This is a genomic window from Salmonella sp. A1325 (assembly GCF_056991255.1).
The window spans coordinates 1-22,877 of the sequence record NZ_JAMLWO010000007.1 but is presented as its reverse complement, the minus strand read 5'-3'; the positions used below and the strand labels follow the sequence as shown (position 1 = coordinate 22,877).

The following is a 22,877-nucleotide window of genomic DNA, read 5'->3' as shown; positions in this document are numbered from 1 at the left end:
ACTCAAAGCGCGAAAGTTGTTGCTTAATTGTGATAAAACTATCTGATGCTACAGGTGTTTCCAGCCTGAAAAGGAACTTTTTACCTTTTCGCCTTCCCGTTTCGTTCAACTTAGTATAAAAAAGCAGGCTTCAATGGATGTCATTTAACTTTTTCAAGCCCGGAGCAACCTGTGAATACATTATCGGTTTCCCGTCTGGCGCTGGCACTGGCTTTTGGCGTGACGCTGAGCGCCTGTAGCTCTACGCCACCCGATCAGATCCCTTCCGATCAAACCGCGCCTGGCACCGCCTCGCGCCCCATTCTGTCGGCAAATGAAGCGAAAAACTTCGTTGCGGCGCGCTATTTTGCCTCCCTGACGCCGAATACCGCCCCGTGGTCGCCGTCGCCGATTACCCTGCCCGCACAGCCTGACTTTGTGGTGGGGCCGGCAGGTACGCCAGGCGTTACGCACACCTCGATTCAGGCCGCGGTCGATGCGGCAATGGTTAAACGCACGAACAAACGCCAGTACATTGCTATTATGCCGGGCGACTATCAGGGGACCGTGTATGTTCCCGCCGCGCCGGGAAGTCTGACCCTGTACGGGATCGGTGAAAAACCGATCGATGTGAAAATTGGGATGGCGATTGATGGTGAAATGAGTGTCGCTGACTGGCGCCGCGCGGTGAATCCCGGCGGGAAATATATGCCTGGTAAACCCGCCTGGTATATGTTCGACAACTGCCAAAGCAAACACGCCGCGACGATCGGTGTAATGTGTTCTGCCGCGTTCTGGTCGCAGAATAACGGTTTGCAGCTACAAAATCTGACCATCGAGAACACGCTGGGCGACAGTGTCGATGCCGGAAACCATCCGGCGGTGGCGCTGCGTACCGATGGCGACAAAGTCCAGATTAACAAGGTCAATATCCTTGGCCGCCAGAACACCTTCTTTGTGACCAATAGCGGCGTACAGAACCGTCTGCAAACCGATCGCCAGCCGCGTACGCTGGTGACGAACAGCTATATTGAAGGCGATGTGGATATGGTTTCCGGACGCGGCGCCGTGGTGTTCGATAACACCAACTTCCAGGTCGTCAACTCCCGCACACAGCAGGAAGCCTACGTCTTCGCCCCGGCGACGCTGTCCAATATTTACTATGGCTTTTTGGCGATCAACAGCCGCTTTAACGCCTCCGGCGATGGCGTTGCGCAGCTTGGCCGCTCGCTGGATGTCGACGCCAACACCAACGGTCAGGTAGTGATCCGCGACAGCGTGATTAACGAGGGCTTCAACGTTGCCAAACCGTGGGCCGACGCGGTCATCTCGAAACGTCCGTTTGCCGGAAATACGGGAACCGTGGATGACAAAGACGAGGTGCAGCGTAATCTGAACGACACTAACTACAACCGCATGTGGGAATACAACAACCGCGGTGTAGGCAGTAAAGTGGTGGCGGAACCTAAGCAGTAATCGCCGTTCCGGTTCAGGCTTATAAACGGGCCGCCGCAGCAGATGTGGCGGCCCGTGGTTTTACTGCAAGCGATGTTTATCGAAATTAATCAGGCATCCTGCCCTGGTGAGCTCCAGCCCGCCGCCCTCCGGCACACAGCGCTTTAGTACGCGTTCACCACAACCCACATTGGCCCCTGGCCGACGGCATAACGGCCTTTTTCCGTCAGCAACCCCTGAGTGCCCGTAATTTCATAGACCGCGATATGATGTGATTTTTGACCCGCAGCAATCAGGTATTTTCCGCTATTGTCGATATTAAAGCCGCGCGGTTGGGCTTCCGTCGGCTGGAAGCCTTCAACGCTCAGTACGCTGCCGTCTTCGGAGACACTAAAGACGGTAATCAGACTGGCGGTGCGGTCACAGGCATACAGATGCCGTCCATCCGGCGTAATATGAATATCCGCCGCCCAACGGGTATCGGAAAAATCGGCGGGCATCATATCCAGGGTTTGTACGCACTCTATCTCGCCATGCGGATTTTTAAGCTGCCAGACATCCACCGAACTGTTCAGTTCATTGACGCAATACGCATATTGTCGATTCGGGTGGAAGACCATATGACGCGGGCCTGCCCCTTCAACTGTATTTACTTCCGCCGGCTCCTGGGCCACCAGATGGCCGTCATCGCTTAGCGTAAACAGACAAATACGATCCTGTTTTAGCGCAGGCACCCACAGGGTACGGTTATCAGGCGTAATATTTGCCGAGTGGCAGCCGTCCAGCCCTTCCACCACATCCACCAGCTCAACCGGCAGGCCATCCTGTAAGCGCGTCACGCTGACATTACCGGCGTTATACGATCCGACAAAGACAAAACGACCATGATGATCGGTAGAAATATGGGTCGGGCTACCCGGCAGGCCGGATTCGGCGGCAAACGTCAGCGCGCCATCATCCGGCGCAATACGATACGCCAGGACACGAAACTCCGGGCGCACGCCGACATAGAGGTAGCGTTTATCCGGACTGACCACCATCGGCTGAACCTGACCGGGCACATCCACGACCTGCACCAGCGTCAGCGTCCCTTCGTGGTTCAGGCTCCAGACGTGAATTTGCTGACTCTCAGGGCTGGCGGTATAGACTGTTTGTTTCATGAATACTCCTTTGCATATGGCATGTAGCTGCAATAACAGGACACAGCTTAACGTAGTCGCTTTTGACGGCGAATGCTGAATTCAGACGCAGAATTTTGTCTGCTTACCGTCCCGGTGTACCATGCCGACAGACGGAATTATTACTCTTAATCTGGAAAAAATTATGACTGCACGCGTGATTGCCCTCGATTTAGACGGAACGTTATTAACCCCGCATAAAACCTTACTCCCCTCCTCGCTTGACGCGCTATCACGCGCCAAAGAGGCGGGCTTTCAACTTATCATTGTCACTGGTCGCCATCACGTTGCTATTCATCCTTTTTATCAGGCGCTGGCGCTGGAAACACCTGCTATTTGCTGCAACGGCACCTATTTGTATGATTATCAAGCTAAAACTGTCCTGGATGCCGATCCTATGCCCGTGGATAAGGCGTTGCAGTTGATTGATTTACTGGATGAGCATCAGATTCACGGCCTGATGTATGTTGATGACGCTATGCTTTACGAACACCCAACCGGTCACGTCGTGCGTACCTCCCGGTGGGCGCAGACCTTGCCGCCGGAGCAACGTCCGACCTTTACACAGGTCTCTTCGTTGGCGCAGGCGGCGCGCGACGTGAATGCCGTGTGGAAGTTTGCGCTTACCGATGAAGATATTCCCAGACTACAGCGGTTCGGTCAGCATGTTGAACAGGCGCTTGGCCTGGAGTGCGAATGGTCATGGCACGATCAGGTGGATATCGCGCGCCAAGGCAACAGTAAAGGCAAGCGCCTTACCCAGTGGATAGAAGCGCAGGGAGGGTCAATGAAAAATGTGATCGCTTTCGGCGATAACTACAACGACATCAGTATGCTGGAGGCGGCAGGCACTGGCGTTGCGATGGGCAACGCCGATGAGGCGGTGAAAGCGCGCGCTGACGTTGTGATCGGCGATAACACTACCGATAGCATCGCCAAATTTATTTACACCCACCTGCTATAGTCAGGCGGTGATAGAAACGCTTTTCACCTGCGCGTAAAGCCACAGGCCAGGCTTGATATTCAGCTCATCCCTGGCCCACGGGCTTATTCGCGCCCACAGCGTTCTGCCGCCTATCTCAAGCTGGACTTCCACCTGTCCGTTATCGTCATAACAATTCGCCACTTTTGCCCGCAATACGTTGCGGATACTGGTCTGCTGCGGCGGCTGTAGTACCAGCGAGACATCCGACGCCTGTATACGAATACGCAGTGTGGATTGCAGCGGCTGATTGAGTTTATTTACCCACAGGTGCTGGTCGCCAAGCGCCAGAGCTGTCATGGCATAATGCGGGTGATGCTCCAGCACGCTGACTTTCAGAATACTGCTCTGTTGCTCTTTCGGCAGCCACGGGTGCATAACGCTGCTTCCCCAGACTTCTTCCAGCGGGCCAAACGCTTTAACCTGTCCATCCTCCAGCACCATGACTTTATCCGCCAGGTGGAGAATTTCATCGAGAGAATGGCTGACATACAGCATGGGAATATTGATTTCTCGCGCCAGCCGTTGCAGGTACGGCAGTAATTCGCGTTTACGCGGGATATCCAGCGAGGCCAACGGTTCGTCCAACAACAGCAACTCCGGGGCGGTGAGCAATGCCCGGCCTATCGCTACGCGCTGTTTTTCTCCGCCGGACAAGCTCCCCGGCAGGCGATCAAGCAACGCTTCAATTCCCAGCAGCGACACCAGCTTATCAAACTGACCGGTCATGCTTTTCGCCATGCCGTAGCGCAAATTGCCGCGTACTTTGTAATGGGGGAACAGGCGCGCATCCTGGAAAACATAACCGATGCGGCGCTTTTCCGGCGTTAAACAGATACCGTTTTCCGCGTCATGCAACACCCGGCCATTCAGCGCGATGCGTCCTTTTTGCGGGCGAGTCAAACCACTGATGGCATTAATCAGCGAAGTTTTTCCCGCGCCGGAGACGCCAAAGATAGCCGTGATCCCACTGGCTGGCAGCGTTTCGTTGAGGGTTAAACAGTGCGTTCCCAGCGTCTGGGAAAAATTAAGCTCCAGCATGGTTAGCGCCCCGTCCGTTCACGGCTCATCCGCGCCAGCCATTCAGAAATCAACAGCGAAATCAGCGCTAATACAATCGAAATCACGCACAGCCTCGCCGCCGCGCTCTCCCCGCCCGGCGTCTGGATCAAGGTGTACATGGCGGAAGGTATGGTGCGGGTTTCGCCCGGAATATTGGAAACAAAGGTAATGGTCGCGCCAAATTCGCCAAGCGAACGGGCAAACGCCAGCACCGTACCGACAATAATGCCCGGCAGGGTAAGCGGTAAGGTGATAGTCAGAAAAACGCGCCAGCGCCCGGCGCCCAGCGTTCTGGCGGCCTGTTCGAGCTTGATATCCACTCCCTCCAGCGCCAGCCGAATGGCCCGCACCATCAGCGGGAAGGACATCACCGCCGCCGCCAGCACGGCGCCGCGCCAGCTAAAGGCAAACGTGAGACCGAACCAGTCATACAGCCACTGGCCAATAAACCCGCGTCGCCCCATCGACACCAGCAGCAGATAGCCGACCACCACCGGCGGCAGCACCAGCGGCAGATGCAGGACGCTATCAAGTAAGGCTTTGCCCGGAAACCGGCATCGCACCAGTAACCAGGCAAAAAAGATCCCAAACGGCAGGCTAAACAGCACGGCCAGGGAAGATACTTTCAGGCTAAGAAGGACAGCCTGCCATTCTGGATCGGTCAGTATCATTACTTCGTCGTAAATCCATAACGTTTAAAGATTGCCGAGGCCTGCGGTCCTTTCAGGTAATCATAGAACGCGCTGACGGTCGCATTTTTATGCCCCTCCACGATAGCGATGGGGTATTCCACTTTTTTATGTGAATCTTCCGGGAACGTCGCCACCACGTTGACCCCTTTGCTGGCGACCGCATCAGAACCGTATACAATGCCCAAAGGCGCTTCGTTACGTTCGACCAGCGCCAACGCACCGCGCACATCCTCGCCCGGCGCCAGTTTCGGTTCAAGCGTTTGCCATGCGCCCAACTTTTGCAGCGCTTCTTTGGCATAAATTCCCGCCGGTACGTGTTGCGGATCGCCCACCGCCAGACGCCCGCCGTTCAGCAGACGAATCCAGTCCGTTTTGTTGTCGATGGTAAACGGTTTCTGCTCGCTGGCTTTCGGCGCCACCACCACCAGGCTATTGCCAAGCAATGTTTCGCGCGTCGTGGTATCCACCGCTTTTTTATCGGCTGCGTAATCCATCCATTTCTGGTCAGCAGAGATGAACAGATCCGCCGGCGCGCCCGCTTCTATCTGGCGCGCCAGCGTTGAAGAGGAGGCGAATGAGGAGACCACATCCACATTTTTCTCTTTTTTATATTCTGCCGCAATGTCCTGCATCGCGTTCGTTAGCGACGCGGCGGCAAATACGGTGATCTTGCCTTCATCCGCCAGCGCATGACCAGCGATGACGAAAGATAATGTCGCCCCTGCGACCAGGCGTAACCAGGAATGCGCCATCTGTAACTCCTTGTGCGTTTCGTTATGTAAACGACAATATAACGATAATCTCAGGGGTTTCCCAGCGGTTATTCATACCCATTAACGATTAAACACAGAAAATATCGGCAGGAAAAGCAGGATCTTGAGTAACAAAAACGCCCGACTGAGCGGGCGTTTGGGAAAATCAGCGGTTCTGTCTGGACTGGTCTTTCTGACCGATACCGGAAAAAATGTTGAACACCTCACCCAGACCGTAAATCAGACCGAGGATGATGGCCATCACTACCGGTACCATGATGACGGCGAATACCAGACTTTTTAATAACTCTAACATGGGCAACTCCAGATATAGTCCTTTTTGTATTTTAACCGCATCACACAGAAAAGCACTCCCCTTTTGTGCGGTCGGCTTTGCGCTGACGCGCTTTTCAGTCACAATAGTCTTTTTACCAGGAGCTGGTTATGCAGGCCGAAATCCTTCTTACCCTGAAACTTCAGCAAAAGCTTTTTGCCGATCCCCGACGTATCTCTCTGCTGAAACACATTGCGCTTTCCGGCTCGATTAGTCAGGGCGCGAAAGACGCGGGAATCAGCTATAAGAGCGCCTGGGATGCGATAAACGACATGAACCAGCTTAGCGAACATATGCTGGTTGAACGCGCAACGGGCGGCAAAGGCGGCGGCGGCGCGGTATTAACCCGCTATGGTCAGCGTCTGATCCAGCTTTACGATTTGCTGGGCCAAATTCAGCAAAAAGCGTTCGATGTGTTAAGCGACGATGACGCCCTGCCGCTTGACAGTCTGCTGGCCGCTATCTCCCGCTTTTCACTGCAAACCAGCGCCCGAAATCAGTGGTTCGGCACCATTACCGCCCGCGATCGCGATCAGGTGCAACAGCATGTCGATGTGCTGCTGGCCGACGGCAAAACGCGGCTTAAAGTCGCGCTGACGGCGCAAAGCGGCGAGCGTCTCGGCCTGGAGGAAGGTAAAGAAGTGCTGATCCTGCTAAAAGCGCCATGGGTTGGCATTACCCGGGATGCAGCCGTTGCACGCGCCGCTGACAATCAGTTGTCGGGAACGATCAGCCATATCGAGCGCGGCGCGGAACAGTGTGAAGTGTTGATGGCGCTGCCGGACGGCCAGACGCTGTGCGCCACGATACCGACTGCGGATGCCGCCACGTTAAAGGAAGGCGATGACGTGATTGCCTGGTTTAATGCGGACAGAGTGATTATTGCAACGTTGTGCTAAGCACATTGACATCCGTTGCCGAAAGACGTATCCCTGTCATTCATCGCTGCAAAAAATGGGATGCAAAATGTCATCGTTGCAAATTTCGCAAGGCACGTTTCGTCTGAGCGATACAAAAACACTTCATCTGGATTCGCTGACGCTCAATGCGGGCGATAGCTGGGCATTCGTTGGGGCTAACGGGAGCGGGAAGTCGGCGCTCGCCCGCGCGCTGGCGGGTGAACTGCCATTATTAACAGGCGAGCGCCAGTGTCAGTTTACCCGCATTACTCGTCTGTCCTTTGAACAATTGCAAAAGCTGGTCAGCGATGAGTGGCAACGTAATAACACCGATATGCTCAGTCCTGGCGAAGACGATACCGGGCGCACTACCGCGGAAATTATTCAGGATGAAGTTCACCATCCTGCCCGCTGTGCGATGCTGGCGCAGCAGTTCGGCATTTCCGCTTTACTCAACAGGCGTTTTAAATACCTTTCTACCGGCGAGACGCGAAAAGCGCTGCTGTGTCAGGCGCTGATGTCTGAGCCGGAGTTATTGATCCTTGATGAACCGTTCGACGGGCTTGACGTGACCGCCCGTCAACAACTGGCGCAACGCCTGACGGCGTTGAACCAGGCGGGTATGACCCTGGCGCTGGTACTCAACCGTTTTGATGAGATCCCGGACTTCGTGCAGTTTGCCGGCGTGCTTGCCGACTGTACGCTGGCGGAAACCGGAACGACGACAGAGTTGCTGCAACGGGCGTTGGTTGCTCAACTCGCGCACAGTGAGCGTCTGACCGACGTACAATTACCCGAACCGGACGAACCTTCCGCCCGCCATGCGTTACCCGATGGCGAACCACGGATCGTACTTAACGATGGCGTAGTCTCGTATAACGATCGCCCTATCCTCCACCACCTAAGCTGGCGAGTCAATCCGGGCGAACACTGGCAGATCGTCGGTCCTAACGGAGCGGGTAAGTCTACGTTGCTTAGCCTTATTACTGGCGATCATCCGCAAGGCTACAGCAACGATCTCACGCTGTTCGGGCGGCGGCGAGGAAGCGGCGAAACAATCTGGGATATCAAAAAACATATCGGCTACGTCAGCAGCAGTTTACATCTGGATTACCGCGTCAGTACCACGGTGCGCAATGTCATTCTCTCCGGCTATTTCGATTCTATCGGCATTTACCAGGCCGTTTCAGACAGGCAACGAAAACTGGCGCAACAGTGGCTGGATATTCTGGGAATCGATAAGCGTACGGCGGATGCCCCCTTCCACAGTCTCTCCTGGGGACAGCAGCGGCTGGCGCTAATCGTGCGCGCGCTGGTTAAACATCCGACAGTGTTGATTCTGGATGAGCCGCTGCAAGGGTTGGATCCGCTGAATCGCCAACTGGTACGCCGTTTTGTGGATGTATTAATTCGCCAGGGAGAGACCCAACTGCTGTTCGTTTCCCATCATGCAGAGGATGCGCCTGCCTGTATTACCCACCGACTGGAATTTGTACCAGAGGGCGAACGTTATAAGTATGTTTCCGGACGATGCAATAATTAAATGTATTATCAGAATGGCGCCGCGCGCCATTCTGGAACCACTCTCCTTTTATTAAGAATAATAATAACGGTCGATAAGCTTACTATCTCTTGAATCGCTGACCGCCTCATTGTCATAATAATCCTGAAATTTTCGACAATGATGTCGTATGTGAATATAAGGGATTCATTATGGCTTTTCGTTTTCCACAAATAATACTATTTTTACTGGCAGCCATGTTATTTTGCCCCGGCAGTTATGCTGAGCAAAAGCCGACCGCTGCGCAGGAAGCGCGTAAAACCGCCGTTGAGGTCGCTGTTGAAGGCATGAGTCGCGCCGCCGTTGCGGGTCCGACAAAAATTAGTTTAGGTGATAAAGCCACGCTTAATCTGCCGGAAGGATTTACCTGGATACCCGCAAAAGAAGCGGCGGTATTTATGCGTGAAATTGGTAACTATGTTGACGATGAATATTTTTACGGTCTCGTATTTAAAAAGGAAATGAATGGATTTATTTCTATCGAATATGATGATTCTGGTTATGTAAAAGATGATGATGCAAAAAATTGGGATGCCGATGAATTAATGGATAACCTGCGCAAAGGCACAAAAGAAGCGAATAAAGATCGTATTGCAAAAGGCATTGAGCCGATAGAAATTATTGGCTGGATCGAGAAGCCTACCTACGATGCAACCAATCATCGTCTGATCTGGTCCGCCGCCATCCAGGATATCGGCACCAACGAACCACTGAATGAACAAGGCGTGAACTACAACACCTATCTGCTAGGACGTGAAGGCTATTTTTCTTTAAATCTGGTGACCGACAGAGGTTCTGTTGACCACGAAATCCCTCTGGCGAAAAGAATTCTCAGTTCCGTCAAGTTCAACTCTGGACAACGCTACGCTGACTTCAACGAATCAACGGACAAAATAGCGGAGTATGGGCTCGCCGCGCTGATTGGCGGTATCGCGGCCAAAAAAGTAGGACTGCTTGCTATGCTCGGCATCGCGTTACTTAAATTCTGGAAAGTGACCGCCATCGGCGTCGTCGCCGTCGGGGCGCTCGCCAGGAAGCTACTCTCGCGTAAAAAAGACTGACAGCCCCTGCCCCGTCCGTTTCATTTCCAGGCGCATAACGCGCCTTTTTTTCGGATAAAAAGCAGAAGCATTCTCAAGCCAGATGATTTGTAATCATTTAATTGATATAAATGCGCAAAATCACCAGTGTGTAAACGATTCCACTAATTTATTACATGTCACACTTTTCGCATCTTTGTTATGCTATGGTTATTCCATACCATAGGCTTAACGGAGCGAATTATGAGAGTATTGGTTACAGGTGGTAGCGGTTACATTGGAAGTCATACCTGCGTACAATTGCTGCAAAATGGTCATGACGTCGTCATCCTCGATAACCTCTGCAACAGCAAGCGCAGCGTGCTGCCCGTTATTGAACGTCTGGGCGGTAAGCACCCGACCTTTGTCGAAGGCGATATTCGCAACGAAGCGCTTATAACCGAAATTCTGCACGATCACGCGATTGATACCGTGATTCACTTTGCCGGCCTGAAAGCCGTCGGCGAATCGGTCGCCAGACCGCTGGAGTACTATGACAACAACGTCAACGGTACGCTGCGGTTGGTCAGCGCCATGCGTGCGGCCAACGTTAAAAACCTTATTTTTAGCTCCTCTGCCACCGTTTATGGCGATCAGCCCAAAATTCCTTACGTCGAAAGTTTTCCTACCGGCACGCCGCAAAGCCCCTACGGCAAAAGTAAATTGATGGTAGAACAGATCCTCACCGATCTGCAAAAAGCCCAGCCGGAGTGGAGTATTGCGCTGCTGCGTTATTTCAACCCGGTCGGCGCGCACCCGTCGGGCGACATGGGAGAAGATCCGCAAGGTATTCCGAATAACCTGATGCCCTATATCGCCCAGGTCGCCGTGGGGCGTCGCGAATCGCTCGCCGTTTTCGGCAACGATTACCCGACCGAGGATGGCACCGGCGTACGCGATTACATTCACGTTATGGACTTAGCCGACGGGCACGTCGTGGCGATGGAAAAACTGGCGGACAAATCCGGCGTACATATTTATAACCTCGGCGCGGGTGTCGGCAGTAGCGTCCTGGATGTGGTCAACGCCTTTAGTAAAGCCTGCGGTAAACCCATTAATTACCACTTCGCGCCGCGTCGCGACGGCGATCTCCCGGCGTATTGGGCGGATGCCAGCAAAGCCGATCGCGAGCTGAACTGGCGCGTCACCCGCACGCTTGACGAAATGGCGCAGGACACCTGGCACTGGCAGTCACGCCATCCGCAGGGATACCCAGATTAAGGACGTTGTTATGACCCCATTTAATCCCATCGATCATCCGCATCGCCGTTATAACCCGCTTACCGGCCAGTGGGTTCTGGTTTCGCCGCATCGCGCAAAACGCCCCTGGCAGGGGGCGCAGGAAACGCCGTCTCAGCAAATGCTGCCGGCCCACGATCCGGACTGCTTCTTGTGTGCGGGCAATACGCGTGTCACCGGCGATAAAAATCCCGATTACAAAGGGACTTACGTCTTTACTAACGATTTCGCGGCGCTGATGGCCGATACGCCGGATGCGCCGGACAGCCACGATCCGCTGATGCGCTGTCAGAGCGCGCGCGGCACCAGCCGCGTGATCTGCTTTTCTCCCGATCACAGTAAAACGCTGCCGGAGTTGAGCCTGCCCGCGCTGACGGAAATCGTCAGAACCTGGCAAACGCAGACCGCCGAGTTAGGCAAAACCTATCCGTGGGTGCAGGTCTTTGAAAATAAAGGCGCGGCGATGGGCTGTTCGAACCCGCATCCGCATGGCCAGGTCTGGGCCAACAGCTTCCTGCCGAATGAGGCCGAACGCGAAGATCGTTTACAAAAAGCCTATTTCGCCGAACAGCGTTCGCCAATGCTGGTGGATTATGTCCAGCGGGAACTGGCGGACGGCAGCCGCACCGTGGTCGAAACCGAACACTGGCTGGCGGTGGTGCCTTACTGGGCGGCGTGGCCGTTCGAAACGCTACTGTTACCCAAAACTCATGTCCTGCGCATTACCGATTTAAGCGACGAGCAGCGCGACTCTCTGGCGCTGGCGTTGAAAAAGCTGACCAGTCGTTATGACAACCTGTTTCAGTGTTCCTTCCCCTACTCAATGGGCTGGCACGGCGCGCCGTTTAACGGTGAAGAAAACGCACACTGGCAGTTGCACGCGCACTTTTATCCGCCGCTGCTGCGCTCTGCGACCGTCCGCAAATTTATGGTCGGCTATGAAATGCTGGCGGAAACCCAGCGTGATTTAACCGCAGAACAAGCGGCTGAACGCCTGCGCGCGGTCAGCGACATCCATTTTCGCGAATCCGGAGTATAAAAATGAATCTGAAAGAGAAAACGCGCGCGCTGTTTGCTGAAATTTTCGGCTACCCTGCCACCCACACGATTCAGGCGCCAGGCCGCGTCAATCTGATCGGCGAGCACACTGATTACAATGATGGTTTTGTTCTGCCCTGCGCTATCGATTACCAGACCGTAATTAGCTGTACACCGCGCGACGATCGTACCATACGGGTGATTGCCGCCGATTACGACAATCAGGTGGACGAATTTTCACTGGATGCGCCGATCGTGACCCACGATAGCCAGCAGTGGTCTAACTATGTGCGCGGCGTAGTGAAACATCTGCAACAGCGTAACAACGCGTTTGGCGGCGTGGATATGGTCATCAGCGGTAATGTGCCGCAGGGCGCCGGGTTAAGCTCCTCCGCTTCGCTGGAAGTGGCGGTGGGCACCGTCTTCCAGCAGCTTTATCACCTGCCGCTGGACGGCGCGCAAATTGCGCTCAACGGACAAGAGGCCGAGAACCAGTTTGTCGGCTGTAACTGCGGCATTATGGATCAGCTCATCTCTGCGCTCGGCAAAAAAGATCATGCGTTGCTGATTGATTGCCGTACGCTCGGCACCAAAGCGGTTTCCATGCCGAAAGGTGTCGCCGTGGTGATCATCAACAGTAACTTTAAGCGCACGCTGGTGGGCAGCGAGTATAATACCCGCCGTGAACAGTGCGAAACCGGCGCCCGTTTCTTCCAGCAGCCGGCCCTGCGCGATGTCAGCCTTGAGGCGTTCAATGCCGTTGCCAGCGAACTGGACCCGGTAGTCGCAAAACGCGTTCGCCATGTATTGAGCGAAAATGCCCGCACCGTTGAAGCGGCAAGCGCGCTAGAGAAAGGTGATTTGCAACGTATGGGCCAACTGATGGCGGAGTCCCATGCCTCAATGCGCGATGATTTCGAAATTACCGTCCCGCAGATAGACACGCTGGTAGACATTGTCAAAGCGACCATCGGCGATCAAGGCGGCGTGCGCATGACCGGCGGCGGCTTTGGCGGGTGTGTTGTCGCGCTGATCCCGGAAGATCTGGTTCCCGCTGTTCAGCAGGCCGTTGCGCAACAGTACGAAGCGAAAACCGGAATCAAAGAAACCTTTTATGTATGCAAACCGTCACAAGGAGCAGGACAGTGCTAAATGAAACGCCCGCACTGGCCCCCGATGGTCAACCGTACCGCCTGCTAACCCTGCGCAACAGCGCAGGGATGGTGGTAACGCTGATGGACTGGGGAGCCACTCTTCTTTCCGCCCGTATACCGCTGTCTGACGGCAGCGTTCGGGAAGCATTACTGGGCTGCGCCAGCCCGGAACACTACCCTGAACAGACGTCGTTCCTCGGCGCCTCTATTGGCCGTTACGCGAACCGTATCGCCAATAGCCGCTATACGTTTGCCGGCGAAACCGTACAGTTAAGCCCAAGCCAGGGCGAGAACCAGCTACACGGCGGACCGGAAGGCTTTGACAAGCGCCGCTGGCAAATTGTGAACCAGAACGATCGCCAGGTATTATTCGCGCTCACCTCTGATGACGGCGACCAGGGCTTTCCTGGCCATCTTTGCGCCACGGCGCAATATCGTCTGACCGATGACAATAGAATCTCCATCACCTACCGGGCAACGGTCGATAAACCCTGTCCGGTGAATTTGACCAACCACGTCTATTTTAATCTGGACGGCGATCGGACCGACGTGCGCCAACATAAGCTGCAAATTCTGGCGGATGAGTATCTGCCGGTAGATGAATCCGGTATTCCACGCCAGGGGCTAAAATCGGTAGCCAATACCTCGTTTGACTTCCGGATGCCAAAAGTCATTGCCAGCGAGTTTCTCGCCGATGACGATCAGCGCAAGGTTAAAGGCTACGATCATGCTTTCCTGCTACAGACGCAGGGTGATGGCAAAAAGCCGGCGGCCCGTCTGTGGTCACAGGATGGAAAGCTACAAATGATGGTTTACACCACCGCCCCGGCGCTACAGTTTTATTCCGGCAATTATCTGGCGGGTACACCTTCCCGCGGGCCGGAACCTTATGCCGACTGGCAAGGGCTGGCGCTGGAGAGCGAACTGCTGCCGGACAGCCCGAATCATCCTGAATGGCCGCAGCCTGACTGTATCCTTCGCCCTGGCGAGGAGTACGCCAGCCTGACCGAGTATCAGTTTATTCCGTTCTAACGATATGCCGCTACATGCCCGATGACGCAAGCTTATCGGGCCTACGCGCCATTGCCCTGCTCAAACCTCCACCACTTAAAGACAAAATCGCAACTCTGAGTTCACAAGAACCTTACACTGCGCCACTATTTTCGCTATGGTTATGCGTAAGCATTGCCGCCAACACCTCGCGGCAATATAATGAGAATTATTATCATTACATATGATTTATAGGAGTGAGAGTATGGCTGTAACTAAGCTGGTTCTGGTACGTCACGGTGAAAGTCAATGGAACAAAGAGAACCGTTTCACCGGCTGGTATGATGTTGACCTGTCTGAAAAAGGCGTAAGCGAAGCAAAAGCAGCGGGTAAACTGCTAAAAGAAGAAGGTTTCAGCTTTGATTTTGCCTACACTTCCGTACTGAAACGCGCTATCCATACGCTGTGGAACGTACTGGATGAACTGGATCAGGCGTGGCTGCCGGTGGAAAAATCCTGGAAACTCAATGAACGTCACTACGGCGCGTTGCAGGGGCTGAATAAAGCGGAAACGGCAGAAAAATATGGTGACGAGCAGGTTAAGCAGTGGCGCCGCGGTTTTGCCGTGACGCCGCCGGAACTGACCAAAGATGATGAGCGTTATCCGGGTCACGATCCACGTTATGCCAAACTGAGCGAGAAAGAGCTGCCGTTGACCGAAAGTCTGGCGCTGACCATCGACCGCGTTATTCCTTACTGGAACGACACCATCCTGCCGCGTATGAAGAGCGGTGAGCGCGTGATCATCGCCGCTCACGGTAACTCATTGCGTGCGCTGGTGAAATACCTGGATAACATGAGTGAAGATGAGATCCTTGAGTTAAACATCCCGACCGGCGTGCCGCTGGTGTATGAGTTCGACGAAAACTTCAAGCCGATCAAACATTACTATCTGGGCAACGCTGACGAGATCGCTGCGAAAGCGGCTGCCGTGGCGAATCAGGGTAAAGCGAAGTAATCACCTTTGCCGGATAGCGGTATAACTGCCTTATCCGGCCTACGAGCAATGGGTAGGCCGGATAAGCGCAGCGCCATCAGGCAATACGTCTTAAACAGCGATCACGCCGTCCAGCACCACCTGCAATTTCCCCTGCGAACAGCGCTCCACGCGTCCTCGTACCCGGTACACTTCAGCCAGACGCTCCGCAGTAATCACCGTCTCCGGCGCGCCGCTGGCGACCAGCCTGCCGTCTTTTAGCATCAGGACATGGTCACCATGACGCAGTGCAATATTAATGTCATGCGCCACGACTATCGTCACCCTATTTTGCGCCTGGGTATCCCGACGCACGAGATCCATTACGTGAAACTGATAGTTTAAATCCAGCGCGCTGAGCGGCTCATCCAGCAACAGAAGTTCAGGGCGACGAATCAGCGATTGCGCCATACCCACTAACTGCCGCTGACCGCCGGAAAGCTGGTCGAGATACTGCAACGCCAGATGCGTTATGCCCAATTGCTCAAGGATAGCCAGTATCTGCGCTCTGCCCTGCGCATTGTCTCTGCCGCCTGATGCCCGCAGTACCACGATAATCGACTCCAGTACATGCAGATGTACGCCCTGCGGTAATGACTGCGGCAAAAACACAACTTTCTGCGCCCGCTCGGCAAACGATAACGACATGAGATCTTCGCCATCAAGCAGCGCCTCGCCGTCGGCGTTATTCAGCCCGGCCAGCGAACGTAGTAACGTCGATTTACCACAGCCGTTCGGCCCCAGCAAAATGGTAATTTTCCCGCGCGGCAGTAAGGGAACGTTGAGATCTGCAATAACCGGCTGAGTGGAATAGCCGGCGCTAAATGAGCGGAGCATTAACCCGCGCATCAGAGACTCCCCCGATGTCGCAATACAATGCTTAAAAAGAACGGAACCCCGACCAGCGAGGTGACAATCCCCACCGGCACCATGACGCCCGGAATACTATTTTTCGCCGCAATAGAGGCCAGCGATAACACCAGCCCGCCTATCAGCACGCTGCCCGGAAGGTAGAAACGGTGATCTTCCCCCAAAAGTATTCGCGCAATGTGCGGTGCAACGAGACCAATAAAACCAATCGGCCCGACGAAAGCTACCGCCAGCGCTGATAACAAGCTGATACGCAACAATGACAGCAGGCGTAAACGGCGGACATGAATCCCAAAGCTCATCGCCCTCTCTTCGCCCAGACGTAATGCCGTGAGTTGCCAGGCGCTTCGTAACGCGCAAAAAAGCACAGCAATAAACACCACGGCCAGTACGCCCAATTTTTCCCACGACGCACGGACCAGGCTCCCCATCGTCCAGAATACCAGCCCCTGCAGCGTATCTTCATCAGCCACAAACTGCATAATGGCGACCAACGCGTTAAAGGTGAATACCAGCGCAATGCCGAACAACACCACTCCGGATGCGGCGACGCCTGTCCAACGGGTAATACCGTCCAGTAGAAACGCGGATAAAAGTGCAAAGATGAACGCATTGGCCGGGATAAACCAGGTGGCTGGAATACCGGGAATACCGATCCCCAACACAATCGCCAGCGCAGCGCCAAAAGCCGCCGCGGACGATACGCCAAGGGTAAACGGCGTCGCCAGCGGATTATTTAAAATGGTTTGCATTTCGGCGCCCGCTAACCCTAACGCCATGCCTACCAGCAGCGCCATCAGGGCATAGGGTAAACGAATATCCCAGACAATAACGTGTATGCCCGCATTCACCTTTTCCGGCTGGAAAAGGGCCTGCCACAGCGCACTGAGCGGTAAACCAGAAGACCCACAGGTTACATCCACCATCAGTGAAGCCATCATCGCCAGCGCAATAGCTAACATGAGCACGGCCCGTTTTCGTATGATCTGGCGATAGCGCGGAATGACGGGCGTGGAAGCGAGACCGGGGGCTAAAAGTGATTTGTCCTGACAGGTCATGGTTCGGGCTACGTTATTAATCAGAGGAGAATTATAGCGCCGAATTATTTCGTTATATATTTATTTATATTTCGATTAATGACACGGTGGCCTATCTCACCGGCCTCCAAATAAAAAACCGCCCTTGCGGGCCGGTTTAAGACGTAATGAAGATTAACCGCGACGGGCTTTTACCGCTGCCGACAACTGACGAAGCAGCGCATCGGTATCTTCCCAGCCAATACAGGCGTCAGTAATGCTTTTACCGTAGGTCAGCGGCTGACCGCTTTCCAGACTCTGGTTTCCTTCTACCAGATGACTCTCGACCATCACGCCAATAATCGCTTTTTCACCGCCCGCTATCTGCTGACAGACATCGGCGCAAACCTCCATCTGCTTTTGAAATTGCTTACAGGAGTTGGCATGGCTGAAATCGATCATGACCTGCGGCGTCAGTCCCGCTTTGGTGAGGCCTTCTTTCACCTCAGCAACATGCTGCGCGCTATAGTTTGGCGCTTTACCGCCGCGCAGAATGATATGGCAGTCGCCGTTGCCGCTGGTATTCACAATCGCCGAATGACCCCATTTAGTGACGGAGAGGAAGCAATGCGGCGCGCCGGCGGCGTTGATGGCGTCAATGGCGACTTTAATCGTGCCATCAGTACCATTTTTAAAACCGACCGGACAAGAGAGGCCAGACGCCAGTTCGCGATGAACCTGGGATTCAGTAGTCCGCGCGCCAATGGCGCCCCAGCTCATCAGATCGGCCAGATATTGCGGCGTGATCATATCGAGGAATTCGCCGGCGGCAGGCAGGCCGCTGTCGTTAATATCCAGCAGCAGTTTGCGCGCAATACGCAGACCGTCGTTAATCTGGAAGCTGTTATCCATGTGCGGATCGTTAATCAGCCCTTTCCAGCCGACGGTGGTACGCGGTTTCTCAAAATAGACGCGCATGACAATTTCAAGCTCGCCTTGAAGCTCATCACGTAGCGCCAGCAAACGGGCGGCATACTCTTTCGCCGCTGCCGGATCATGAATTGAACAAGGACCGATCACCACCAGCAGACGATCGTCATTGCCTTTGAGAATTTTATGGATGGCTTTGCGCGCGTGAGCAACGGTATTTGCTGCATTTTCCGTGGCGGGAAACTTTTCCAGCAGCGCGACCGGAGGTAATAACTCGTTGATTTCTTTAATGCGTAAATCGTCGTTCTGATAATTCATGTTTATTCCAGTGTTGCCGTACTTATCCCAATGAATGCAATCCCTCCAATCTATCTCTTCAATTAAATAGTGTAAACGGGCTTTTACACTTTGAACGGAATAATCCTGGAATTCAGGAAAAAAACGCACAAATGTAGCGAAAAATGGGATCTAACCTACACTTTTTAACTGTAACCACTCTGTTTATGAATTATTGCAAGATTCTCTGCTGCGTTAACCTGCGGCGGCGAACGTTTTTTATCCCTTATTTGAGGATTTGACTGACACGTGCACTGTTGGAAGAGGTTATCCGACATATCCACCATAACAGGAGCATCTTATGAAAATGACAAAACTGACTACGCTTTTACTCACCGCTACCCTCGGCCTTGCCAGCGGCGCAGCGTTAGCTGCTGAATCTAACGCGCAATCCAGTAATGGCCAAGCGAACTCGGCGGCAAATGCCGGTCAGGTTGCCCCGGACGCCCGCCAGAATGTAGCGCCGAATGATGTGAATAACAACGACATCAATACCAACGGCAATACTAACAGTACGATGCAGCATCCAGACGGTTCAACCATGAATCATGACGGAATGACCAAGGATGAAGAGCATAAAAATACCATGTGTAAAGACGGGCGCTGCCCGGATATTAATAAAAAAGTGGAAACCGGTAATGGCGTCAATAATGACGTGAATACCAAAACCGACGGTACCACACAGTAATGCAGAAAAAAGTCTGATAACGGGAGAGCTTTCGCTCTCCTTTTTATTTTGTCAGCGAAAAATCAGTATGATGTCTACAGTATTGATGAGAATAACAAAGGAATGACGTTATGGCGCACTCACACTCTCATGCCGATTCACACCTGCCGAAAGATAATAATGCTCGTCGCCTGCTTTTCGCCTTTATCGTCACTGCCGGATTTATGCTCCTTGAGGTGGTGGGCGGGATACTCTCCGGCTCTCTGGCGTTGCTGGCGGATGCGGGACATATGCTCACCGACGCGGCGGCCCTTCTCTTTGCGCTGCTGGCGGTTCAATTTTCCCGTCGTCCCCCGACTGTTCGCCACACTTTTGGCTGGCTAAGACTCACCACACTGGCGGCTTTTGTGAATGCCATTGCGTTGGTGGTCATTACCCTTCTCATTGTCTGGGAAGCGATAGAGCGCTTTTACACGCCACGTCCGGTGGCGGGCAATCTGATGATGGTGATTGCGGTTGCGGGTCTGCTGGCGAACCTGTTTGCGTTCTGGATTCTCCATCGGGGAAGCGATGAAAAAAACCTGAACGTGCGCGCTGCCGCGCTACATGTGATGGGCGATTTGCTGGGTTCCGTCGGCGCAATAGTCGCCGCGCTGATCATTATCTGGACGGGCTGGACGCCAGCGGACCCGATTCTCTCTATTCTGGTTTCGGTACTGGTGTTACGCAGCGCCTGGCGTTTGTTAAAAGATAGCGTCAACGAATTGCTGGAAGGCGCGCCGGTTTCGCTGGATATTAATGCCTTACAGCGCCATTTAAGCCGGGAAATCCCCGAAGTCCGTAACGTACACCATGTGCATGTCTGGATGGTCGGCGAAAAACCGGTCATGACATTGCACGCTCAGGTCATTCCGCCACACGACCATGATGCGCTGCTGGAACGTATCCAGGATTTCCTGATGCACGAATACCATATTGCGCACGCTACGATTCAGATGGAGTATCAAGTGTGTCACGGCCCGGACTGTCATCTGAATCAGACGCCATCCGGGCATGTTCATCACCATTAACGGGAAAGCGCGCGCGATCCTCGCTCCCGCGCGCTGTTTATCCACAGGCGGCTACCGTTCACGGCGATAAATGTCAGGATCAGATATTCCAGCGACATCGCATAGACGCCCTGCAAAGCAAAAATCACCACACTGATCACGTTGATTACCACCCACAGGAGCCAGTTTTCGACATATTTGCGTGTCATCAGAATCATCGCCGCGATAGACAGCACCATCATGCAAGAGTCCCAGAACGGGAAAGCGTCCGGTTGCAGTACAGGCATTGTCACCTGTAACCCCAGCATCTGCATAATGGCGACGGCCACGCGCGTCAGGACGGCGAATACGGGATCGATATATCGCGTCATCAAACCGATAGCTATCACACATATCGCCAGCCATGCCATTGCTTTTGGCAACGGCAGCCAGCGGATTTTAAGCTCGGCTTGATTATCCTTTGTTTGCCGCGACCACGCATACCAGCCATAAATATTGGCGGCAAAGAAAAAGAGTTGCAGCAACAGGCTGGCATAAAGCTGGATCTGAAAGAAAATAATCGCAAACAGGGTGACGTTAACCAGTCCAAAAAAGTAGTTGCTGATCTTCTCCAGACTGGCAAGCCAAATACAGAGCAGGCCGGCGATGGTCCCTACCGCTTCGATCCACGAGAGATCGTACCCGCCAGCGCCAATCGGAATATGAATCAGTATGTTGTGCGTACTAAAAAAATCCATTCTCTCCCCCAAAGATTTCCGTCTTTACGCCCGAAGTGTAGTCGCAAAATCCAGCATTCGGTTGAGGGGCAGTAATGCGCCCTCGCGTAGCGCCGCATCAACCTGTATTTCATGCGCCGCGCCTCCCTGCTCCAGCCCTTCAGCAATGGCTTTCAGGCCATTCATCGCCATCCACGGACAGTGCGCGCAGCTACGGCAGGTCGCCCCCTCGCCAGCCGTGGGCGCTTCAAGCAGCTCTTTTTCAGGCACCGCCTGCTGCATTTTGTAGAAGATGCCGCGATCGGTCGCCACGATAAGCTGTCTGTGCGGCAGCGTTTTTGCCGCCTTAATAAGCTGACTGGTGGAGCCCACCGCATCGGCCATTTCGACAATGGACTGCGGCGATTCAGGGTGAACCAGAAGAGCGGCATCGGGATAGATTTTTTTTAAACGGGTCAACGCCTGGGTTTTAAACTCGTCATGCACGATACACGCCCCTTGCCAGCACAGTACATCGGCCCCGGTCTGTTTTTGCACGTAATTCCCCAGGTGTCTGTCCGGCGCCCAGATAATTTTTTCCCCCAAACTATCCAGATGCTCAATCAGTTCTACGGCGATACTGGAGGTCACAACCCAGTCCGCACGCGCTTTAACAGCAGCCGAGGTGTTAGCATAGACCACTACGGTTCTGTCAGGATGCGCATCACAAAAAGCGCTAAATTCGTCTATTGGGCAGCCTAAATCCAGCGAACATTCCGCCGCCAGGGTAGGCATAAGAATGGTTTTTTCCGGGCTGAGGATTTTGGCGGTTTCCCCCATAAACCGTACGCCCGCTACCAGTAACGTGGATGCGGCGTGCTTCGCGCCGAAACGGGCCATTTCCAGCGAGTCGGAAATACAGCCGCCGGTTTCTTCTGCCAACTGTTGAATTTCCGGATCTGTGTAGTAGTGCGCCACCATCACCGCATCCCGTTCGCTGAGGAGTCGTTTGATTTTCTCACGATAAAATTGCTTTTCATCGTCGTTCAACGGCGTTGGTTTCGGCGGGAACGGGTAGATTGCGGCTTGTGGGTCAAACATTACGCTCATCATGCTTCTCGTTTTACTGGCTTAACGAAACAACCAAATGAAAGCGTAATAAACGCCGCAATCGGTTAATTTGTTTTATATGCTAAACAAGATAGCTGATTCAATAAGGAAAGTCACAATAATTACGTAGCCGTGTTTGATGGCGGCGTAACGTCTTATCTGGCCTACGTGAGCGGTGCCGTCTGTAGGCCTGATAAGCGCAGCGCATCAGGCAAGACCCGAACCTGCGACAGGTTCGAATCTTCCATATCGCAGATAGCAAAAAAGCGCCTTTAGGGCGCTTTTTTACACTGGTGGGTCGTGCAGGATGACTCGCTTCGCTCGCCCTTCGGGCCGTCGCCGCAAGCGGCTCCGTTGTCTCACTGCGTGAGACCCAAACCTGCGGCAGGTTCGAATCTTCCATATTGCAGATAGTAAAAAAGCGCCTTTAGGGCGCTTTTTTACATTGGTGGGTCGTGCAGGATGACTCGCTTTGCTCGCCCTTCGGGCCGTCGCCGTAAACGGCTCCGTTGTCTCACTGCGTTCGACCCGAACCTGCGGCAGGTTCGAATCTTCCATATCGCAGATAGCAAAAAAGCGCCTTTAGGGCGCTTTTTTACACTGGTGGGTCGTGCAGGATGACTCGCTTTGCTCGCCCTTCGGGCCGTCGCCGTAAACGGCTCCGTTGTCTCACTGCGTTCGACCCGAACCTGCGGCAGGTTCGAATCTTCCATATCGCAGATAGCAAAAAAGCGCCTTTAGGGCGCTTTTTTACACTGGTGGGTCGTGCAGGAT

The 22,877-nt window shown here is 53.8% G+C and carries 22 protein-coding genes and 3 other RNA genes; 12 read left to right on the top strand and 13 right to left on the bottom strand.

Annotated elements, in window-relative coordinates:
• Window positions 1–171 precede the first annotated feature (171 nt).
• Window positions 172–1,455 carry a putative acyl-CoA thioester hydrolase gene (locus NAZ64_RS14540; protein WP_001094770.1) on the top strand — a complete coding sequence of 428 codons (1,284 nt, stop codon included), beginning with the start codon at window positions 172–174 and terminating at the stop codon, window positions 1,453–1,455.
• 143 nt (window positions 1,456–1,598) lie between these two features.
• On the opposite strand, the gene pgl is transcribed toward NAZ64_RS14540, so the two are convergent.
• Window positions 1,599–2,594 (bottom strand): 6-phosphogluconolactonase, encoded by a 996-nt coding sequence (pgl, locus tag NAZ64_RS14535; protein ID WP_115286177.1) that lies wholly within the window; start codon window positions 2,592–2,594, stop codon window positions 1,599–1,601.
• Between the two features lie 163 nt (window positions 2,595–2,757).
• On the opposite strand from pgl, the gene NAZ64_RS14530 reads away from it, so the two are divergent.
• The gene (locus NAZ64_RS14530) at window positions 2,758–3,576 is read left to right on the top strand and encodes a pyridoxal phosphatase (RefSeq protein WP_220569337.1); all 819 of its coding nucleotides are present in this window, start codon (window positions 2,758–2,760) and stop codon (window positions 3,574–3,576) included.
• Here the strand turns inward: NAZ64_RS14530 and modC are convergent, their stop codons facing one another.
• The 4 genes from modC to NAZ64_RS14510 form a co-directional block, all read right to left on the bottom strand.
• Window positions 3,577–4,635 (bottom strand): molybdenum ABC transporter ATP-binding protein ModC, encoded by a 1,059-nt coding sequence (modC, locus tag NAZ64_RS14525; RefSeq protein WP_000891710.1) that lies wholly within the window; start codon window positions 4,633–4,635, stop codon window positions 3,577–3,579.
• Between the two features lie 2 nt (window positions 4,636–4,637).
• On the bottom strand, window positions 4,638–5,327 hold the full coding sequence (gene modB, locus NAZ64_RS14520) for a molybdate ABC transporter permease subunit (protein WP_023258605.1): 690 nt from the start codon (window positions 5,325–5,327) through the stop codon (window positions 4,638–4,640).
• Window positions 5,327–6,100: a molybdate ABC transporter substrate-binding protein gene (modA, locus tag NAZ64_RS14515; RefSeq protein ID WP_000951416.1), complete on the bottom strand. Its 774-nt coding sequence runs from the start codon at window positions 6,098–6,100 to the stop codon at window positions 5,327–5,329. The genes modB and modA overlap by 1 nt, the downstream gene beginning before the upstream one ends.
• 166 nt (window positions 6,101–6,266) lie before the next feature.
• Complete coding sequence (locus NAZ64_RS14510) at window positions 6,267–6,416, bottom strand: AcrZ family multidrug efflux pump-associated protein (RefSeq protein WP_000891513.1); 150 nt, start codon at window positions 6,414–6,416, stop codon at window positions 6,267–6,269.
• 128 nt (window positions 6,417–6,544) lie between these two features.
• On the opposite strand from NAZ64_RS14510, the gene modE reads away from it, so the two are divergent.
• The 8 genes from modE (at window position 6,545) to gpmA (ending at window position 15,412) form a co-directional block, all read left to right on the top strand.
• Entirely contained in the window at window positions 6,545–7,333 is a 789-nt protein-coding gene (gene modE, locus NAZ64_RS14505) for a molybdenum-dependent transcriptional regulator (RefSeq protein ID WP_001147416.1), read from the top strand.
• Window positions 7,334–7,400: 67 nt separating this feature from the next.
• Window positions 7,401–8,876, top strand: a complete 1,476-nt coding sequence (modF, locus tag NAZ64_RS14500; protein ID WP_023206977.1) for a molybdate ABC transporter ATP-binding protein ModF — start codon at window positions 7,401–7,403, stop codon at window positions 8,874–8,876.
• Window positions 8,877–9,046: 170 nt separating this feature from the next.
• Window positions 9,047–9,955 (top strand): DUF2167 domain-containing protein, encoded by a 909-nt coding sequence (locus tag NAZ64_RS14495; RefSeq protein ID WP_000885520.1) that lies wholly within the window; start codon window positions 9,047–9,049, stop codon window positions 9,953–9,955.
• 222 nt (window positions 9,956–10,177) lie between these two features.
• The gene (gene galE / locus NAZ64_RS14490; RefSeq protein ID WP_001265465.1) at window positions 10,178–11,194 is read left to right on the top strand and encodes a UDP-glucose 4-epimerase GalE; all 1,017 of its coding nucleotides are present in this window, start codon (window positions 10,178–10,180) and stop codon (window positions 11,192–11,194) included.
• A 10-nt stretch (window positions 11,195–11,204) separates the two neighbouring features.
• Window positions 11,205–12,251, top strand: coding sequence for a galactose-1-phosphate uridylyltransferase (gene galT / locus NAZ64_RS14485; protein WP_000187473.1), 1,047 nt, complete (start codon window positions 11,205–11,207; stop codon window positions 12,249–12,251).
• Window positions 12,252–12,253: 2 nt separating this feature from the next.
• Window positions 12,254–13,402, top strand: a complete 1,149-nt coding sequence (gene galK, locus NAZ64_RS14480) for a galactokinase (RefSeq protein ID WP_023207343.1) — start codon at window positions 12,254–12,256, stop codon at window positions 13,400–13,402.
• Window positions 13,396–14,436: a galactose-1-epimerase gene (galM, locus tag NAZ64_RS14475; protein WP_000931428.1), complete on the top strand. Its 1,041-nt coding sequence runs from the start codon at window positions 13,396–13,398 to the stop codon at window positions 14,434–14,436. Before galK ends, galM begins: the two co-directional genes overlap by 7 nt.
• A 223-nt stretch (window positions 14,437–14,659) precedes the next feature.
• A complete protein-coding gene (gene gpmA, locus NAZ64_RS14470) occupies window positions 14,660–15,412 on the top strand; it encodes a 2,3-diphosphoglycerate-dependent phosphoglycerate mutase (protein WP_000301554.1) in 753 nt (250 codons plus the stop codon).
• A 90-nt stretch (window positions 15,413–15,502) separates the two neighbouring features.
• Here the strand turns inward: gpmA and NAZ64_RS14465 are convergent, their stop codons facing one another.
• From NAZ64_RS14465 to aroG, 3 genes are all read right to left on the bottom strand, one after another.
• Window positions 15,503–16,279 (bottom strand): ABC transporter ATP-binding protein, encoded by a 777-nt coding sequence (locus NAZ64_RS14465; protein ID WP_080095446.1) that lies wholly within the window; start codon window positions 16,277–16,279, stop codon window positions 15,503–15,505.
• Window positions 16,279–17,358, bottom strand: a complete 1,080-nt coding sequence (locus NAZ64_RS14460) for a FecCD family ABC transporter permease (RefSeq protein WP_053258957.1) — start codon at window positions 17,356–17,358, stop codon at window positions 16,279–16,281. The genes NAZ64_RS14465 and NAZ64_RS14460 overlap by 1 nt, the downstream gene beginning before the upstream one ends.
• A gap of 153 nt (window positions 17,359–17,511) precedes the next feature.
• Complete coding sequence (gene aroG, locus NAZ64_RS14455) at window positions 17,512–18,564, bottom strand: 3-deoxy-7-phosphoheptulonate synthase AroG (protein WP_001109234.1); 1,053 nt, start codon at window positions 18,562–18,564, stop codon at window positions 17,512–17,514.
• A gap of 319 nt (window positions 18,565–18,883) precedes the next feature.
• Here aroG and NAZ64_RS14450 point away from each other — a divergent pair, with 319 nt between their 5' ends.
• Together NAZ64_RS14450 and zitB are read left to right on the top strand one after the other, a co-directional pair.
• On the top strand, window positions 18,884–19,270 hold the full coding sequence (locus tag NAZ64_RS14450) for a YbgS-like family protein (protein WP_000784380.1): 387 nt from the start codon (window positions 18,884–18,886) through the stop codon (window positions 19,268–19,270).
• A 110-nt stretch (window positions 19,271–19,380) separates the two neighbouring features.
• A complete protein-coding gene (zitB, locus tag NAZ64_RS14445) occupies window positions 19,381–20,319 on the top strand; it encodes a CDF family zinc transporter ZitB (protein WP_000951250.1) in 939 nt (312 codons plus the stop codon).
• Here zitB and pnuC read toward each other — a convergent pair.
• The 5 genes from pnuC to NAZ64_RS14420 form a co-directional block, all read right to left on the bottom strand.
• Complete coding sequence (gene pnuC / locus NAZ64_RS14440; RefSeq protein ID WP_000345367.1) at window positions 20,316–21,035, bottom strand: nicotinamide riboside transporter PnuC; 720 nt, start codon at window positions 21,033–21,035, stop codon at window positions 20,316–20,318. The genes zitB and pnuC overlap by 4 nt on opposite strands.
• A gap of 24 nt (window positions 21,036–21,059) precedes the next feature.
• Window positions 21,060–22,103 carry a quinolinate synthase NadA gene (gene nadA / locus NAZ64_RS14435; RefSeq protein ID WP_000115351.1) on the bottom strand — a complete coding sequence of 348 codons (1,044 nt, stop codon included), beginning with the start codon at window positions 22,101–22,103 and terminating at the stop codon, window positions 21,060–21,062.
• Window positions 22,104–22,394: 291 nt separating this feature from the next.
• A non-coding RNA gene (locus NAZ64_RS14430) (RtT sRNA) lies at window positions 22,395–22,520 on the bottom strand.
• A 29-nt stretch (window positions 22,521–22,549) separates the two neighbouring features.
• Window positions 22,550–22,675, bottom strand: a non-coding RNA gene (locus NAZ64_RS14425) — RtT sRNA.
• 29 nt (window positions 22,676–22,704) lie between these two features.
• A non-coding RNA gene (locus NAZ64_RS14420) (RtT sRNA) lies at window positions 22,705–22,830 on the bottom strand.
• Between the last annotated feature and the right edge of the window lie 47 nt (window positions 22,831–22,877).

What these genes read in the sequence shown, in the direction of transcription:
- pgl (WP_115286177.1), bottom strand. Translation starts at nt 2,594, where the DNA reads ATGAAACAAACAGTCTATACCGCCAGCCCTGAGAGTCAGCAAATTCAC.
- NAZ64_RS14530 (WP_220569337.1), top strand. Translation starts at nt 2,758, where the DNA reads ATGACTGCACGCGTGATTGCCCTCGATTTAGACGGAACGTTATTAACC.
- modC (WP_000891710.1), bottom strand. Translation starts at nt 4,635, where the DNA reads ATGCTGGAGCTTAATTTTTCCCAGACGCTGGGAACGCACTGTTTAACC.
- modB (WP_023258605.1), bottom strand. Translation starts at nt 5,327, where the DNA reads ATGATACTGACCGATCCAGAATGGCAGGCTGTCCTTCTTAGCCTGAAA.
- modA (WP_000951416.1), bottom strand. Translation starts at nt 6,100, where the DNA reads ATGGCGCATTCCTGGTTACGCCTGGTCGCAGGGGCGACATTATCTTTC.
- NAZ64_RS14510 (WP_000891513.1), bottom strand. Translation starts at nt 6,416, where the DNA reads ATGTTAGAGTTATTAAAAAGTCTGGTATTCGCCGTCATCATGGTACCG.
- modE (WP_001147416.1), top strand. Translation starts at nt 6,545, where the DNA reads ATGCAGGCCGAAATCCTTCTTACCCTGAAACTTCAGCAAAAGCTTTTT.
- modF (WP_023206977.1), top strand. Translation starts at nt 7,401, where the DNA reads ATGTCATCGTTGCAAATTTCGCAAGGCACGTTTCGTCTGAGCGATACA.
- NAZ64_RS14495 (WP_000885520.1), top strand. Translation starts at nt 9,047, where the DNA reads ATGGCTTTTCGTTTTCCACAAATAATACTATTTTTACTGGCAGCCATG.
- galE (WP_001265465.1), top strand. Translation starts at nt 10,178, where the DNA reads ATGAGAGTATTGGTTACAGGTGGTAGCGGTTACATTGGAAGTCATACC.
- galT (WP_000187473.1), top strand. Translation starts at nt 11,205, where the DNA reads ATGACCCCATTTAATCCCATCGATCATCCGCATCGCCGTTATAACCCG.
- galK (WP_023207343.1), top strand. Translation starts at nt 12,254, where the DNA reads ATGAATCTGAAAGAGAAAACGCGCGCGCTGTTTGCTGAAATTTTCGGC.
- gpmA (WP_000301554.1), top strand. Translation starts at nt 14,660, where the DNA reads ATGGCTGTAACTAAGCTGGTTCTGGTACGTCACGGTGAAAGTCAATGG.
- NAZ64_RS14465 (WP_080095446.1), bottom strand. Translation starts at nt 16,279, where the DNA reads ATGCGCGGGTTAATGCTCCGCTCATTTAGCGCCGGCTATTCCACTCAG.
- NAZ64_RS14460 (WP_053258957.1), bottom strand. Translation starts at nt 17,358, where the DNA reads ATGACCTGTCAGGACAAATCACTTTTAGCCCCCGGTCTCGCTTCCACG.
- aroG (WP_001109234.1), bottom strand. Translation starts at nt 18,564, where the DNA reads ATGAATTATCAGAACGACGATTTACGCATTAAAGAAATCAACGAGTTA.
- NAZ64_RS14450 (WP_000784380.1), top strand. Translation starts at nt 18,884, where the DNA reads ATGAAAATGACAAAACTGACTACGCTTTTACTCACCGCTACCCTCGGC.
- zitB (WP_000951250.1), top strand. Translation starts at nt 19,381, where the DNA reads ATGGCGCACTCACACTCTCATGCCGATTCACACCTGCCGAAAGATAAT.
- pnuC (WP_000345367.1), bottom strand. Translation starts at nt 21,035, where the DNA reads ATGGATTTTTTTAGTACGCACAACATACTGATTCATATTCCGATTGGC.
- nadA (WP_000115351.1), bottom strand. Translation starts at nt 22,103, where the DNA reads ATGAGCGTAATGTTTGACCCACAAGCCGCAATCTACCCGTTCCCGCCG.